Annotated in this window: 13 protein-coding genes; 5 read left to right on the top strand and 8 right to left on the bottom strand. The window is 48.9% G+C overall.

All coding sequences use genetic code 11. From position 1 onward, the window contains the following. Nucleotides 1–67: 67 nt before the first annotated feature. Nucleotides 68–961, top strand: a complete 894-nt coding sequence (locus tag ODZ53_RS27295; protein ID WP_372681389.1) for a LysR family transcriptional regulator — start codon at nucleotides 68–70, stop codon at nucleotides 959–961. 87 nt (nucleotides 962–1048) lie between these two features. Here the strand turns inward: ODZ53_RS27295 and ODZ53_RS27290 are convergent, their stop codons facing one another. The 7 genes from ODZ53_RS27290 to ODZ53_RS27260 form a co-directional block, all read right to left on the bottom strand. Next, nucleotides 1049–2821, bottom strand: coding sequence for a DUF4179 domain-containing protein (locus ODZ53_RS27290; protein ID WP_372681387.1), 1773 nt, complete (start codon nucleotides 2819–2821; stop codon nucleotides 1049–1051). Between the two features lie 5 nt (nucleotides 2822–2826). Next, nucleotides 2827–3372, bottom strand: coding sequence for an RNA polymerase sigma factor (locus ODZ53_RS27285; RefSeq protein WP_372681385.1), 546 nt, complete (start codon nucleotides 3370–3372; stop codon nucleotides 2827–2829). A gap of 162 nt (nucleotides 3373–3534) precedes the next feature. Further along, complete coding sequence (gene purU / locus ODZ53_RS27280; protein WP_015893190.1) at nucleotides 3535–4431, bottom strand: formyltetrahydrofolate deformylase; 897 nt, start codon at nucleotides 4429–4431, stop codon at nucleotides 3535–3537. Between the two features lie 111 nt (nucleotides 4432–4542). Beyond that, nucleotides 4543–5223 (bottom strand): TetR/AcrR family transcriptional regulator, encoded by a 681-nt coding sequence (locus tag ODZ53_RS27275; RefSeq protein WP_016742878.1) that lies wholly within the window; start codon nucleotides 5221–5223, stop codon nucleotides 4543–4545. 17 nt (nucleotides 5224–5240) lie between these two features. Beyond that, nucleotides 5241–6380: an ABC transporter permease gene (locus ODZ53_RS27270; RefSeq protein ID WP_064201574.1), complete on the bottom strand. Its 1140-nt coding sequence runs from the start codon at nucleotides 6378–6380 to the stop codon at nucleotides 5241–5243. Beyond that, nucleotides 6377–7135 carry an ABC transporter ATP-binding protein gene (locus ODZ53_RS27265; RefSeq protein WP_188066028.1) on the bottom strand — a complete coding sequence of 253 codons (759 nt, stop codon included), beginning with the start codon at nucleotides 7133–7135 and terminating at the stop codon, nucleotides 6377–6379. The genes ODZ53_RS27270 and ODZ53_RS27265 overlap by 4 nt, the downstream gene beginning before the upstream one ends. Next, nucleotides 7132–8322, bottom strand: coding sequence for an HlyD family secretion protein (locus ODZ53_RS27260; RefSeq protein WP_372681383.1), 1191 nt, complete (start codon nucleotides 8320–8322; stop codon nucleotides 7132–7134). Before ODZ53_RS27260 ends, ODZ53_RS27265 begins: the two co-directional genes overlap by 4 nt. A gap of 327 nt (nucleotides 8323–8649) precedes the next feature. On the opposite strand from ODZ53_RS27260, the gene ODZ53_RS27255 reads away from it, so the two are divergent. Next, the gene (locus ODZ53_RS27255) at nucleotides 8650–9027 is read left to right on the top strand and encodes a VOC family protein (RefSeq protein WP_199927371.1); all 378 of its coding nucleotides are present in this window, start codon (nucleotides 8650–8652) and stop codon (nucleotides 9025–9027) included. 53 nt (nucleotides 9028–9080) lie between these two features. On the opposite strand, the gene ODZ53_RS27250 is transcribed toward ODZ53_RS27255, so the two are convergent. After that, complete coding sequence (locus tag ODZ53_RS27250) at nucleotides 9081–11279, bottom strand: DNA topoisomerase III (RefSeq protein WP_372681381.1); 2199 nt, start codon at nucleotides 11277–11279, stop codon at nucleotides 9081–9083. 244 nt (nucleotides 11280–11523) lie between these two features. Between ODZ53_RS27250 and ODZ53_RS27245 the strand changes: the two genes are divergently transcribed. From ODZ53_RS27245 to ODZ53_RS27235, 3 genes are read left to right on the top strand one after another with little or no spacing between them, the layout of a single operon-like run. After that, the gene (locus tag ODZ53_RS27245; protein WP_372681379.1) at nucleotides 11524–12012 is read left to right on the top strand and encodes a MerR family transcriptional regulator; all 489 of its coding nucleotides are present in this window, start codon (nucleotides 11524–11526) and stop codon (nucleotides 12010–12012) included. Between the two features lie 13 nt (nucleotides 12013–12025). After that, on the top strand, nucleotides 12026–12466 hold the full coding sequence (locus ODZ53_RS27240) for an SRPBCC family protein (RefSeq protein WP_372681377.1): 441 nt from the start codon (nucleotides 12026–12028) through the stop codon (nucleotides 12464–12466). Then, nucleotides 12463–14010, top strand: a complete 1548-nt coding sequence (locus tag ODZ53_RS27235; protein ID WP_372681375.1) for an MFS transporter — start codon at nucleotides 12463–12465, stop codon at nucleotides 14008–14010. Before ODZ53_RS27240 ends, ODZ53_RS27235 begins: the two co-directional genes overlap by 4 nt. The last annotated feature ends 139 nt before the right edge of the window (nucleotides 14011–14149 follow it).

The raw sequence follows: 14149 nt of genomic DNA, 5'->3' as shown, positions 1-14149 counted from the left end.
TCACTTATCATTTCTAATACATCTTTCTCTATCACTCATAAACAAAAGTTATGAATCGAGGTACAGGATGAACTTACATGCTCTCCGCATTTTCGTAGAAGTCGCGTCACGAGGCAGTGTCACCGAAGCAGCATTCGCCCTCTCGATCAGCCAGCCTGCCGTAAGTGCCCAAATCCGCAAGCTCGAAAATGAATTGGACATGACCTTGCTCATCCCGGATGGTCGCGGCATTTCTCTCACCTATGAGGGGCGTTTTCTTTTTGAAAAAGCACGCCGCATTTACGACTGGGAACGCGAAATCGAATCACAGCTGACAGAAATCAAACAAGGGAAGAAAGGACGACTAAGAATTGCCTCTACCTATCTCCCCTCCCATTATCTCGTGCCACAGTGGCTGGCTCAGTACAAGCGCGAATATGAAGGAGTCGATGTGGAAATTCGCACGCGTAATTCCATGCAATCCATTGAACTGCTTCTTAGCTGTGAGGTCGATGTGGCTGTTATTATCAAGGAATCGTGGGATGAGCTGCCTATTACGCGAATACATTTGACGGATGTGCCCTATTGGTTTATTTTGCCTGCCTATCATCCGCTTGCAGGAAAAGAGATCCGTATGGAGCAGCTCGTGGAGGAACCGTTTTTGCTACGCGAGCAAGGTAGTTCTACCCGCGATTGGCTTTTTGCCCTCTGTCGCGAGCATGGTGTAAAACGTCCACAGGTCGGTATGCAGTATCACGGTCTGGTCGAATCTATCCAATCCGTTCGCGCGGGTTATGGGACGATGCTGGCTCCTGCTCTGGCCGTTAGGGATATGGTAGAGCGTGGGGAGGTCGGGTGTGTAACTGTGCCAGGGGTAGAGGTCAAGCGTCCCTTGTATGTCTGCACGCGTGACGATGAGACAGACCAGCGGCCTGTTGTTGCTCAGTTTCTGGAGATGGTGAAGCGTGAAAGCTCTTCGTAAGTGTAGGGGAGAATATATGAAAAAGGGCGTTCGCATAGCCATTATTTCGGCTATTGAGACGCGCCCTTTTCTACAACAATCCCATTCTTACTTTTTCGCTTGTAAAGGTACTTCCCAGCTAACATCAGGCTGAATTTTTCGCTGATAGAGGTATTGAATCGTCAGTTCCTTGATTTCCTTGTCCGGAGGTGCTGCTACTGATTTTCCAGGTTTTATTTTAAATTCGGCAGTATCCATAGAAAGTTTGCCCTTCAATACGACATACCCATTTTCATCCTTACTTTTTTCCCCAATGTAATCTATACTCCGTTCTGTTCCATGCTCGTCTTCAGCTTCCCAGCCTTCAACCTCTACAATATCTTTTCCTAGCATACCCTTGATGTCTATCACGATCTCCTCATCCCCATATTTATCCTTCTTCAACTCCGCGTTACCAAACGTAATGATACTCCCATTTTGATCTACTGTTACCGGTTTCTCTACTAGACTTGCAAGAGTGAGCTTTGGCGTTTTAAAATTTGCTTTCTCCAACTTGTTGATTTCACCAAGCTTCAACGTATATTTTTTATTTGGATCAAGGGGGGAGAAAACCGAAAAGAAAGTTGTTTTGTCTTTTGTGTTGTATTGAACGACACTCGCGAATGCTATGACGTTCTTTCCGAATGTATACCCGTTATTGCCATCAGGATATTTCCCTCTCACATCTTCCCAACTTGCGACAACAGCTCCTTTTTCGTCAAGAATCTGGAAGCTGTACATATCCCGATCGCTGCCGCCTTTGATGTTTGTCTCTGTGACAAGTACAGTTCCACTCGGTGCGAACTTCATTTCTTTGATAGCAAAAACAGTCCCCTGCGGGCTGCTATATTGCTGATCGATATGGACAGTTTCCGTGGCTTTTTTTGCTTTTTTCATATCAACAGGAATTTCAAAGTTCCAGTTTCCTTTGATTGTTCTGGTTAGCTTTCCGTTCTCACGACACTTAATCTCGGTAACGTTATATTCTACGATAATTTCATCCGGCAGTGGATGATCTTCGTTGAAAAAGTTGTTTAACTCCCGTTGAAAAATTTGGTAATTATTAAGGCTTTTTGTATACCAATTTAATTTTTCCGGTATGGAACCCCCTTGCTTTGCTGGTAAATCTCCCTCAATATCTGTCGAATAAAAAGGTTTCAATATTTCACCACCTTTGTCCTTCAATGTGATTTCGCCTTCCCAAGTTTGCATTTTTTCCTTGAGATACTTCCCTTCTTTATCCTTCGCTACCCCAGCAATCATGATCCGCAATGGATCGGCCAAAACTTCTTTGATTTCCAGTGTTATTCCCTGATCTATAGCAGACAAACTAAGCGGTTGGAGAAATCCATTGTTGGCCGCTTGCTTCACACCTGCGTCCAAACCTTTGATGGTGGAAAAGATACCTTGACTCGTAGCTTTGCTTTCATTTGCAAGTTGATGTGCATACAGACCGCTCACATACGTAGCAAACAACGGTAATATCGCTATCCCCATCGCTACTACAGCGGTGATACTCGCTACGGCCAATGCTGATTTTTTCATCAGATTGTTCCCCCTTCTCTTCCATCCCATTTGTAGCTGGGCTTCTTCCAGAGGTCTCAGCTTCAGGATGCCAAGGGGATAATCAGGTAGCTTCTCTATGATTTTTCCGGCTATCCGCTCCTTCTGTAGCTCTTCTTTCGTAGCTACTTCCATGCGATAAACATCTTCAACAAAACTGTCTAACGCCTCGTGGCAGTGAAGGCACTTCTCCAGATGCGCTTCGAATTCTTCCCGCTCAACACTGGACAGATGATTTTCCAAATAATCAATGAGTTGTTTCGTTTTCAGACATCCCATAGATACTATTTCCCTCCTTTACCCGATTGCTGAAGGATCGCCCGAAGCTTCTTTTTCCCATGAGCAATACGTGTTCGCACAGTACTGAGCGGTATGCCCAATGATTTTCCAATCTCTTCATAGGTGAGGGACTGGAGATAACGCATTTCGAGAACAACCCGGTAGTTTCTCTCCAAGCTCTTCATCCTCTGCTGAAGAATCGTCTTTTGCTCTTTTTCCAAATAGACCGTTTCTGGCGTAGCAGGATCACTCACGTCAAAATCCATTTCCCCGACATAGGGCGTTCGCTTTCTTCTGCGAATCTCGTCCAGACAGTGATTCGCTGTGATGCGATAGAGCCAGGACGAGAATTTGTGTTGCGGCTTATACTGAGGTAAATGGTAATAAGCCTTCATAAATATCTCTTGAACGTTATCCTGCTTCTCTTGCGGATAACCAAGCATTTTATGAATCAGAGAAAGTACTCTACCCTGATATTTGAGAATGATCTGCTCGTATGCTTCTTTGTTGCCTTGAAGCACCTGCTCGATAATCTCTTTGTCGTCCTCCATGTGGTTGCTCCCCTCCAGCCAAAAAGGTTGCTGCGCAGCTTTTGCCTTTTTGTCGTACACCTACTATGACGAATCAAAAAATGGAAAATCTCTTCTTGTGGAAAAAAATGCAAAAAAAGAGGCTTTTCCTCAAAAAGGAAGGCCTCTTCTTATGCGCAATGCTTATGGGAACACAATCGTCTTGTTACCGTACACCAGCACCCGATCCTCCAGATGCCAACGAACTGCACGTGCCAGCACCGTACGCTCTACCTGACGTCCCAGCTGCTTCAGTGTCTCGACGTCTTCCTGATGCGATACACGTTGAACGTCTTGCTCGATAATCGGTCCTGCGTCCAGCTCTTCCGTGACGTAATGCGCAGTCGCTCCAATCAGCTTCACGCCGCGACGATACGCCTGCTCGTAAGGCTTCGCTCCGACAAAGGCTGGGAGGAAGGAATGGTGGATATTGATAATCCGCATCGCGTAGTCCTCCAAAAAGCGCGGGGACAAAATCTGCATGTAGCGAGCCAGCACGATCAGATCGACGCCCTCTGCTGCTGCAATCTGCTCTTCTTCTGCCTGCGGCTTGTTATCCTTCGTGACTGGAATGCAACGATACGGAATACCGAAGGACTCGACAGTCTCCTGCATGTCAGGATGGTTGCTGACGACAACCGCGATATCCGCGAACAGCTCCCCGGACTTCCAGCGCCACAAGAGCTCCAAAAGACAGTGATCCTCTTTGGAAACAAACAACGCAACCTTTTTGCGCTTGTTCGCTTCGACCAGCGACCATTCCATGCCAAAGCTCTCGGCTACTGGGCTGAATGCTTGCTTAATCTCTTCGCAGCGCTCGTCCAGATTGATGAGATCGAATTCAATGCGCATAAAGAACCGGCCTGTTTCCGGATCGGTCGTGTACTGGTCAGACTGAACGATGTTGGCTCCTTGTTGGAACAAGAAGTTCGACACCGCCGCGACGATACCCGCGCGATCCGGGCAAGAAATCAGCATGCGCGCACGATCTTTGTTTTTCTCTCGATACGCGAGCCATTCTCTCTCTGATAACAATTGCATGGTTTACTCTCCTCCAAAAAACAGCAAAAAGTTGTTTGCAATTATACCATTCCCAGAAGGGATTTCTATACCCAAATAGAGAGAAAAATGTTCACTTATCGATAAAAATTTTTAGATAGAGTGATTTCCAATCCCATTAAGCAAAATATCTACGGTCAGGGCGATTTGCTCGTCGTCGCTGAACTGCGTAAATTCATCGGTATCTAAAACTTGCCGGAACAAAACGAGCCCGATCATCGAGGACAGGATCGCCCGAAAGACAGCCTGTGTCGGGAGCGGACGCAATTCGCCGACCTCTACCTTTGCTTCGATCAGCTTGTTTGCCATCTCCTTCACACCCGTGAAAACGGTAGCGATCAGTGCTTCCCTGATTTCGTCATGGAAAAAAGCTTCTTGCAGCAAAATCCGAATATGCTTTTCATTCGCCAGCACCAGATCGATCCGGTTTCGGTACAGCTCTGTCACGATTTGAGAGAATGTTTTATGATTCTGCTCTTTGAAGATCTCACGGACATCTTTCAAGATAAACGGCGCCGCGAATTTGACCAATACAGGTGCAACGACGGCAAGTAAAATATCCTTTTTCGATTTATAGTGGCGAAAAATCGTTCCCTCTGCCACTCCTGCTTCTTTGGCAATTTCAGAGGTGGAGCTGGCATGGAAGCCTTTTTCAGCGAACAGCTTCACTGATGCACGCAAAATATTGCGCTGCTTCTCCGTCATCTCACTCTCATCTTTCAACTCTTCTACATATTGCAACAGGCCTTCTACAAATGTTGGCGGCTTGTTCATCACCCATTACGCTCCTCTTATTCGATCTTCTTGCGGAATCGCAGGATAGCGACGGTCAGGATCAAGAGACAAAAGCTGCTCATTCCGACGACATCCTTCCAGAGCGCATCGATGCCCACGCCCTTTAAGAAAATTCCCCGCAGGATTTCCAGAAAATAGGTCAACGGGACGAGCCCGCCTACCCATTGTATCACGAGCGGCATCGAATCGCGCGGGAACATAAAGCCGGAGAGAAGCACGCTAGGCAGGATAAAGGCGAATGCCATTTGCATCGCTTGAAGCTGGGTCTTTGCCACCGTAGAAATGAAAATGCCCAAGAGAAGCGTCGTCACCAAAAACAAGACAGACAAAGTCACCAAAAGCGAAATGCTGCCTTTGACCGGGACTCCGAACCAATACGTTCCAACCAATAGCACCAGACAAAACGAGAAGAGACCTACACCTACATAGGGGGTAATTTTGCCGAGCATCAGCTCCAATGGGCGTATCGGCGTCACGATTAACTGTTCCATCGTTCCCCGCTCCTTCTCTCGTACGAGGGAAAACGCCGTCAGAATCATCGTGACGTTTTGCATAATCAAGCCGATCAAGCCGGGAATATTGAAGACGATACTCTCCATATTGGGGTTAAACAGCACGCGTGTATCCAAGCCGAGTGGCTGTTCCAGCTCCCCCAAGCCTTGTTTTTGCAGCTTCATTTCCTGCAACGTGATCGCTTTGTGCTGGACGATCAACTGCGCTTGAGAGGTCGCAGTGCGGGCGATATTCGGATCGGAGCCATTAATGAGCATTTGCACGTCTACCGGTTCGTTGCGATCACGCTTGCGGGTGTAGTCAGGTCCGATAATGAGCGCGACATTTACGGAGCCATCGTCTAGCATGGCTTCGATCTCCTTGTAGCTACTTACCTGGGCTGCCACCTCGAATACATGCGTATGGACGAACTGATCTACCAGCTCTCGACTGGCAGCAGAAGGGCTTTGATTCCAGACGGCCATCTGGATGTCATTCACGTCTGTATTGACAGCATATCCGAACAAAAACAACAGCATCAGCGGCATGACCAGCGCAATCGCTAGACTGGGACGATCCCGTTTGATTTGGATGACTTCCTTTTTCACGACAGACCAGTAACGCTCCCAGACAAAATGCCTCATCTGACTCCCTCCTCCGCCGCCTGTCTGGCTTCCTCCCGCCTAACCAGATCGATGAAGACATCCTCTAGATTGCCTACTCCCATACGATCGATCAACGCTTGTGGAGTGCCTTCCGCCAACAAATTGCCGAAAAAGATAAAGCCGATCCAATCGCAAGTCTGCGCCTCATCCATGTAGTGTGTAGTTACCAGCACGGTGATCCCCTGTCTTGCCAGCTCATGAATCACGTCCCAAAAAATCCGGCGGGAAACAGGATCGACTCCTGCTGTCGGTTCGTCCAAAATCAACAGCTCCGGCTTGTGCAAAAGAGCGCAGGAGAGCGCAAGACGTTGCTTCCATCCCCCTGACAGCGAACCCGCAAGCTGCTTTTCCCTGCCTGTCAGGCCTGCCATCTCAATCAGTTCCGCTTTCCGCTCCTTGCGTTCTGCTGCACCTAATCGGTAAACCCCGGCATAAAAATCGAGATTCTCTTCCACTGTCAAATCTTCATACAGGCTGAACTTTTGCGACATATACCCGATCCGCTGCTTAATTTCCTCGCTCTGTGTCATGACATCGAAGCCAAGAACCGTCCCCTTTCCCGTCGTCGGGGTTAGCAAACCACAAAGCATCCGGATTGTGGTCGATTTCCCTGAGCCATTCGGACCCAAAAAACCGTAAATCGAACCTCGCGGAACTGTCAGCGTCAAGCTGTTCACTGCTACTCGATCTCCAAAACGCTTCGTCAACTGCTCGCATTGGATAGCGGCGTTCATTGTCCTCTCTCCTCGTCTGCCAGCAGCACATCGGCAGGCATACCTGGTTTGATTTTGTCGAGTCCATCTGTGATGTGTATCGTAACAGCGAACACAAGCTTGGTGCGTTCATCAGGTGTTTGTACATTCTTCGGCGTGAATTCTGCTTTTTCCGAGATGCGACTGATCGTTCCTGTAAACGTTTCTTCTGGATAGGCATCCACCTTGATGCCAACCTCTTGCCCTTTTTTCACCCGATTCAATTGTGCTTCCGGGATGTACACGACGAGCTCAAGCTGATCTGACTTCATCATCGTAAACAAGGTGGCTCCTGTTTTTGCTACTTCCCCCTGTTCGATAGAGGAGCGCAAGAGAGTACCGTCGTCGGTTGCCGTAATCTTGGACTTTTCCAACTGCAATAAGGCTTGATCCAGTTTCGCTTTCGCCTGCTCCTGGGCGGCGAGCAGTGCCCGAATCGCGTAATCAGTACTTCCTTCCTTCACCTGGTCGAGATCTGCCTGCGCTGCGGCTTGCGCGGCTTGTGCTGTACCGATTTGGGCCACAGTAGCGGCGATGTCTTCTTGTGCAGAATGGTACTGTGCCTGTGTCTGCGCTACTTGTGCCGCCCATTGATCTGCCTGCGTTTTTGCCTGATTCACTGCTTCTTTTTGCGTGTCGAGGTCTTTGGCAGAGATCGCTCCTTTTTCGAAGAGCGCTGTTGCTTCCTCGAGTCGTTTTTGTTGATACAACAGGGTCTGCTGCGCCCCCTGCCATTGCGATTCTGCCTGCGTCATCTGCTCAGCAGCACGTGCTTTTCCTGCTTCTGCCTGATTTTTTCTCGCTTGGGCCAGTTGGATATTCGCATTTGCCTGCTGGACGTTGGCCATGCTTCTTTGGATTGTTGTGTCGCGTGAACCCGCTCTCGCCTCTTCTAGTTTGGCTGTCGCTTGGTCCAATGCTGCCTGTGCTTCTGCCACAGTCATTTGGTAGCTTCGTTTATCGATTTGGGCCAGCACTTGTCCTTTTTTTACTGTATCTCCCTCTTCTGCCGTAACGTTTGTCACCAATCCGCCTACTTCAGCTACGATCGGTAGCTCGTTGGCCTCGATTGTGCCAGACAGAGACGAATGATTTTCCGCTGTCCAATTGCAGCCTGACAAAGCCAGTAAGAGTCCTCCGATACAAATGGAACGAACAACTGGTTTCATAAACGCTTCCCCCTACCTACGTAATAGAGTGAGTAATCACTTTCTTTTATGAGTAAAAAAACAAGTCACAGAATCAAACTGGAGATGAGCTTTTTAGATTAGCGAGTGATTACTCACTTTTAATTGTGAGTATATGCTCCTCTTTTACGAAATGCAATTCCTTTTTCTACAATGCGCAATTGAAAAGAAATCCTGTCTGATTATTCATGCTATGATGAAGACAAGCTAGACTAGTCCGTTGGCATCGGGTATCAGATACTGTCGCGATGGAAAGGATTAGGAGCATCGGGTTATAAACTACCATGTAGGGAGTGGAACATGTCTATGATGATTAGCAAAGTCGGTCAAATCATGTTGTATGTCAATAACCAGGATCAAGCAGTGAACTTTTGGACCGAAAAACTAGGGTTTCGTGTGGTTTCAGAAGAGAAGAACGGTGAAATGAGATGGATTGAAATTGCTCCCGCACAAGGTGTTGAAACAAGCATCGTTCTGCACAATAAGGAATTCGTAGCGAAAATGTCGCCCGGAATGAATCTTGGCACTCCTTCGCTCCTGTTCTTTTCGGAAAATATCGAGGAATTGCGTAACAACCTTATGAATAAAAATGTGAAGGTTGGAGACATTGTCACGATGCCTTCGGGCCGTGTCTTTAACTTCGCAGACGATGAAGAAAATTACTTTGCTATTCTGGAGAAAAAGTAAACAGAAGGAGGCGGCTGACTTGAATGGTCGGCCGCCTTTTGTTTCATGCCTATTTAGTCGAACTTTAATTTGGACAGTGCGTCTTTCAACGCTGAGTTGATACCTTCGTCCGGCTCCTTGTCCTGCCCCTTCAAATACTTGGCTACTTCTTTCTTCGAAACCTTGCTGCCCTTTTCCTTGTCGCGACGCTCCTGGAAGGTCTTCAGTTTTTCCTTGTGCCCACAACCGCAGACAAAGGTTTGTCCTTCCCCTTCTCCGCGCAGCTCCAATCTTTTGTGGCATTTTGGACATCTGGCATTGGTTTGCTTGGCAATGCTTTTGCGATAGCCGCATTCCCGGTCCTGGCACACCTGCATTTTGCCGCGCTTTCCGTTTACCTCCAGCAAAAACTTATTGCACTCCGGGCATCTGCTTCTGGTCAGGTTGTCGTGCCGGAAAGTCTGATCGCTGTTCTTGATCTGCTGGACAACTTCTTTGGCGTACGTTTTCATCTCTTCGATAAACGCTCGCTTGTTCAAGCTTCCCTTGGCGATGGCACCGAGCTTTTGCTCCCATTGGGCGGTCAAGGTCGGCGATTGCATTTCATCCGGGACAAGCTCTAGCAATTGCTTTGCTTTTGCGGTGACAAAAATATGCTTGCCGCGCTTCTCTAGCAAAAAGCTGTTGAACAGCTTCTCAATCACATCCGCGCGGGTTGCTACCGTACCAAGCCCGCCTGTTTCCCCAATTGTTTTGATCAAATCCTTGCTCTCGTTTGCCATGTATTTCGCCGGGTTTTCCATCGCAGATAGCAGACTCGCTTCTGTAAATGGCTCTGGCGGCTTCGTCTCGCCCTTGGTCTGGGAAATCGACTGGATTTGCAAGCGATCTCCTTTGGCAAGAGAAGGAAGGCTTTGTTCCTTTACGCCGTCCTTCGCATCGTCTTCTTCTACATCGTGGTCGTACGCCTCTCTCCAGCCTTGGGAGAGCACGGTTTTTCCTTTTGCCAGGAATGTTTCATTCCCGATTTTTGCTTGGATGGTCGTTTGCTCGTATTCGAAGGCAGGTAGCAAAACGGCCAGGAAACGCTTCACGATGAGGTCGAAAATCTTGCGCTCCTTATCGCTCAAATCACCGAGAAAAACAGCTTGCTCCGTCGGGATAATCGCATGGTGGTCGGATACTTTGCTGTCATCCACGAACGATTTGTTCGCTTTGATCGGCGCACGCAGGATTCTGGCGGCGAGGGGCGCGTATGGCTTCATTTGGACAGCCTTGATTCGATCCGGCAGCGTCTCGACGATATCAGCAGAGAGATAGCGAGAGTCCGTTCGTGGGTATGTCACTGCCTTGTGATGTTCATATAGCCCTTGCATGATGGACAGTGTCTGCTTTGGTGAATAGCCAAACATCCGGTTGGCATCCCGTTGCAGCTCCGTCAAATCGTACAGCTGTGGTGCATACGTCTTTTTGTGCGCACGAGTAATCTCGATAACTTCTGCATTTTTCTCCTGTTTGAGAGCGGCTATTAGCTGATCAGCCTTTTCCTTCGAAAAGGTTTTGAAATCCTTCGTTTGCTGATCCTGCCATTGGAGCTGAATCGGACCTTGGGCCACCGCAGACAATCCGTAAAATGGCTTGGGCGTAAAGCGACGAATCTCCTCTTCTCGCGTTGCCACAATGGCGAGTGTTGGCGTCTGGACACGACCGCATGAAAGCTGGGCGTTATGCTTGCACGTCAAGGCCCGGGTAGCATTGATTCCAACGAGCCAGTCGGCTTCTGCACGAGCAGCCGCGGAGGCAAACAAGTTTTCATAGTTTTTGCCGTCCTTCAGATTGCGGAAGCCCTCACGGATCGCCTTATCTGTCACCGAGGAAATCCACAGACGCTTGATTGGTTTATTCACGTGAACCAGCTCGAGAATCCACCGGGCTACGAGCTCTCCTTCACGTCCTGCATCCGTCGCAATGACGATCTGCCCGACATCATTGCGTCTCAATTGTTGTTTGACGACCTGGAATTGCCTGTTGCTTTCCTTGATCACGACCAAGCGCAATGGGGACGGCATAATCGGCAAATCCTCGATTCGCCACGAGCTGAATTGCTGCCCGTACGCTTCAGGATCAGCGAGAGTAACCAAATGCCCGAGCGCCCACGTTACAATGTATTTATCTCCCTCAAAAAAGCCGTTTCCTTTTTTGTGACACTGCAATACTTTGGCAATGTCTCGTCCAACCGAAGGCTTTTCTGCCAGTACAACTGTTTTACTCATGTACGACATCCTTTCAAACCAATTCAACAATCTGTTATCCATTGTAAACAAAAAAGCAGGAAGAAGGGGCTTAGAAATTTTTCGAGATCATAAAGTTTTAGACTCTCAGGGTTATGAAACGCTAGCAGGCAGGCCTCACGTTCCTTCTGGAAAAAAATTCATATGGCTTCTTGACCATTACGTAACGTAACGGTTTATAGTGAAGTTACCGGTGAAACGCTAGCGATCAAGAAAGGGGCTGATCATGAAAAGTCATTGGAAAGTCGGAGAACTTGCGAAAATGGCGGGAATTACAATACGGACTTTACGTTTTTACGATCAGATAGGCTTGTTTTCGCCATCCGGCTACTCGCCATCCGGATACAGACTCTACACCGAAAAGGACATTTCACGCCTACAGCAAATTTTGTCCTTAAAGGAGTTGGGGCTATCACTGGAGCAGATTAAAGCCGTTATGGCCGGAGACCAGCTCAGCCTGTCAGACATTGTTTCCATTCAAATAGACAGCCTGAAAGAAAGTATCCGCATGCAGCAGAAACTCTTGCATGAGCTTGAGAATGTTTCGAGTCGGATGCAAAGGAACGAACCGTTTACCGCTGAGCATTTCATGAACATCATACGAACGATGAGAATGAAGCATGAGAAATTTTTCGCCGAGAGAAAATCGAGTATGGATCGCCACCTCGACCGACTTGGTGAATATTTAGATGAGCATCCGGAAGAACCCGGATAAGGAGGTTTCGACTGTGAGTGAACGATCAGCCAAGCATTCCACATTTGTCATTGAAAGGAACTATAAGCATTCCCCTGCTCGTGTATTCGCTGCATGGGCGGGTCAAGCAGCCAAAGCCAGTTGGTTTCCTAAAGCTGAAGAATACGACTTCCGCGTCGGCGGACGCGAATTCAATCGTGGTGGTCCGCCTGGGGGACCCGTTTACACATTCGATGCCTGCTATCAGGAAATCGTTCAGAATACGCGAATTGTATACTCTTACACGCTGGACATGGAAGACAAGCGGATGTCTGTCTCCGTGACGACGGTGGAATTCGATTCCGTAGACGGCGGCACGCGCTTGATCTATACCGAGCAGGGCGTTTTTCTGGATGGTCTCGATACGCCTGAACAGCGTGAGCACGGAACAAAGGTGATGTTGGATCGGCTCGGAGAGGTTCTCGACGCCCAATGAAGGCTGCTGCGCTTGAATCGAGTCACCGGGCCGGTTTGAACGAATGGATTGGACTTGCCGTGCTTTCCTTGCCTGCACTGCTCGTTTCGATAGATTTGTCGGTCATGATTCTCGCACTTCCTCACATAAGTGTCTCTATCGGCGCTGACAGTACAGAACAGCTCTGGATCATGGACATATACGGCTTCATGCTCTCGGGGTTTCTGATCACGATGGGCTCGCTCGGAGATCGGCTCGGACGCCGTAAGCTGCTGATGTTCGGAGCAGGGGCATTCGGTTTGGCTTCGGTGTTGGCTGCTTACTCTAGCACCTCCGGGATGCTGATTGCAGCACGGGCGCTGCTTGGCTTAGCCGGGGCAACGGTATCGCCTTCGTCCCTGGCATTGATCAGCAATATGTTCCGCGATCATAAGCAGCGTTCCCTCGCCATAGGCATATGGTTCATGTGCTCCATGGGAGGCATGGCGCTTGGCCCAGTAGTCGGCGGGATGATGCTGGAGCATTTTTCATGGGGTTCGATTTTTCTACTCGGCGTTCCAGTCATGGCACTACTGTTGTTGACTGCAACCCATCTTCTACCCGAATATCGGGATCCCGCACCTGGTCATTTGGATATGACTAGCGTCATGCTGTCGATGTGCACCATTCTACCGACAATATACGGCCTAAAGGAAATCGCTAAGCAAGGTCTACATATCTTGCCGCTCATTGCCATCGTGGCTGGCGTTGTTTTCGGGACGTTATTCGTAAGACGGCAGCAACGGTTGGACAGTCCGCTAATGGATTTGCGCCTATTCGCAAACCCCGCCTTCAGCACAGCACTGGGCGGCTTGTTCGGCATCACTTTGACAGGTGCTTCCATGTTCTTCATCGCACAGCATCTTCAATTCGTGGAAGGACTATCGCCGCTTGCGGCAGCGATGTGCATGCTCCCGGGAGTGGTTGCGTCGATGGCAGGCATGTTGTTGTCACCGATCATCGCTCGATGGGTCCGTCCGTCGCTCCTTATCGGGGCAGGCCTTGTCGTCTCGGCGACTGGTTGTATTTTACTGTCCCAAGTAGAGGCGGGATCCGGGCTCTCTACCCTGATCGTCGGTTATATCTTTTTTCATGTAGGAGCCGCCCCGTTTGCGAGCTTGTCCAGCGATATCATTATCGGCTCAGCCCCGCCTGCAAAAGCAGGTTCGGCGGCGTCCTTGCTGCAAACAAGCGGTGAATTCGCATTCGCACTGGGTATTGCTGTATTAGGCAGCATCGGAACATACGTGTACCGCACTCAAATTGCCAGCTTCATACCGGGAGATGTTACGATGTTAACATCCGCAGCCTCCCGCGAAAGTCTCGCTGGAGCAGTCACGGCAGCTAAAGCTTTACCCGAACCTATTGGTTCAACACTTCTTCATGGCGCCCAGATAGCATTTACCGACAGCATGCATGCTGTTGTGGGCGTTAGCGGCGGGCTCATGATCGCTATCGCCATACTCACTGTGATCAAGCTTCGGCATATCCCCCCCATCGGGCAGAGAACACCAGGTGAGATGTAATGATCCGTGGCAGTCTAGGACTTTATATTCTCGTCCCAGACTGCCGCTGTCTCATGTATGGGAGACATCCTTTCAAACCTAGTCAAACATCCCTGTAACGATTGTAAACAAAGAAGTCGTAGGAGGGATTCAGGAATGA

This window comes from Brevibacillus sp. BD137, assembly GCF_041644655.1.
GTDB lineage: Bacteria > Bacillota > Bacilli > Brevibacillales > Brevibacillaceae > Brevibacillus > Brevibacillus brevis_D.
Note: the sequence above shows the minus strand (reverse complement) of the source record. Positions and strands in the feature narration are given on the sequence as shown.

Coding starts and splice junctions, on each gene's coding strand:
- ODZ53_RS27295 (WP_372681389.1), top strand. CDS start 68: ATGAACTTACATGCTCTCCGCATTTTCGTAGAAGTCGCGTCACGAGGC.
- ODZ53_RS27290 (WP_372681387.1), bottom strand. CDS start 2,821: ATGGGATGTCTGAAAACGAAACAACTCATTGATTATTTGGAAAATCAT.
- ODZ53_RS27285 (WP_372681385.1), bottom strand. CDS start 3,372: ATGGAGGACGACAAAGAGATTATCGAGCAGGTGCTTCAAGGCAACAAA.
- purU (WP_015893190.1), bottom strand. CDS start 4,431: ATGCAATTGTTATCAGAGAGAGAATGGCTCGCGTATCGAGAGAAAAAC.
- ODZ53_RS27275 (WP_016742878.1), bottom strand. CDS start 5,223: ATGAACAAGCCGCCAACATTTGTAGAAGGCCTGTTGCAATATGTAGAA.
- ODZ53_RS27270 (WP_064201574.1), bottom strand. CDS start 6,380: ATGAGGCATTTTGTCTGGGAGCGTTACTGGTCTGTCGTGAAAAAGGAA.
- ODZ53_RS27265 (WP_188066028.1), bottom strand. CDS start 7,135: ATGAACGCCGCTATCCAATGCGAGCAGTTGACGAAGCGTTTTGGAGAT.
- ODZ53_RS27260 (WP_372681383.1), bottom strand. CDS start 8,322: ATGAAACCAGTTGTTCGTTCCATTTGTATCGGAGGACTCTTACTGGCT.
- ODZ53_RS27255 (WP_199927371.1), top strand. CDS start 8,650: ATGATTAGCAAAGTCGGTCAAATCATGTTGTATGTCAATAACCAGGAT.
- ODZ53_RS27250 (WP_372681381.1), bottom strand. CDS start 11,279: ATGAGTAAAACAGTTGTACTGGCAGAAAAGCCTTCGGTTGGACGAGAC.
- ODZ53_RS27245 (WP_372681379.1), top strand. CDS start 11,524: ATGAAAAGTCATTGGAAAGTCGGAGAACTTGCGAAAATGGCGGGAATT.
- ODZ53_RS27235 (WP_372681375.1), top strand. CDS start 12,463: ATGAAGGCTGCTGCGCTTGAATCGAGTCACCGGGCCGGTTTGAACGAA.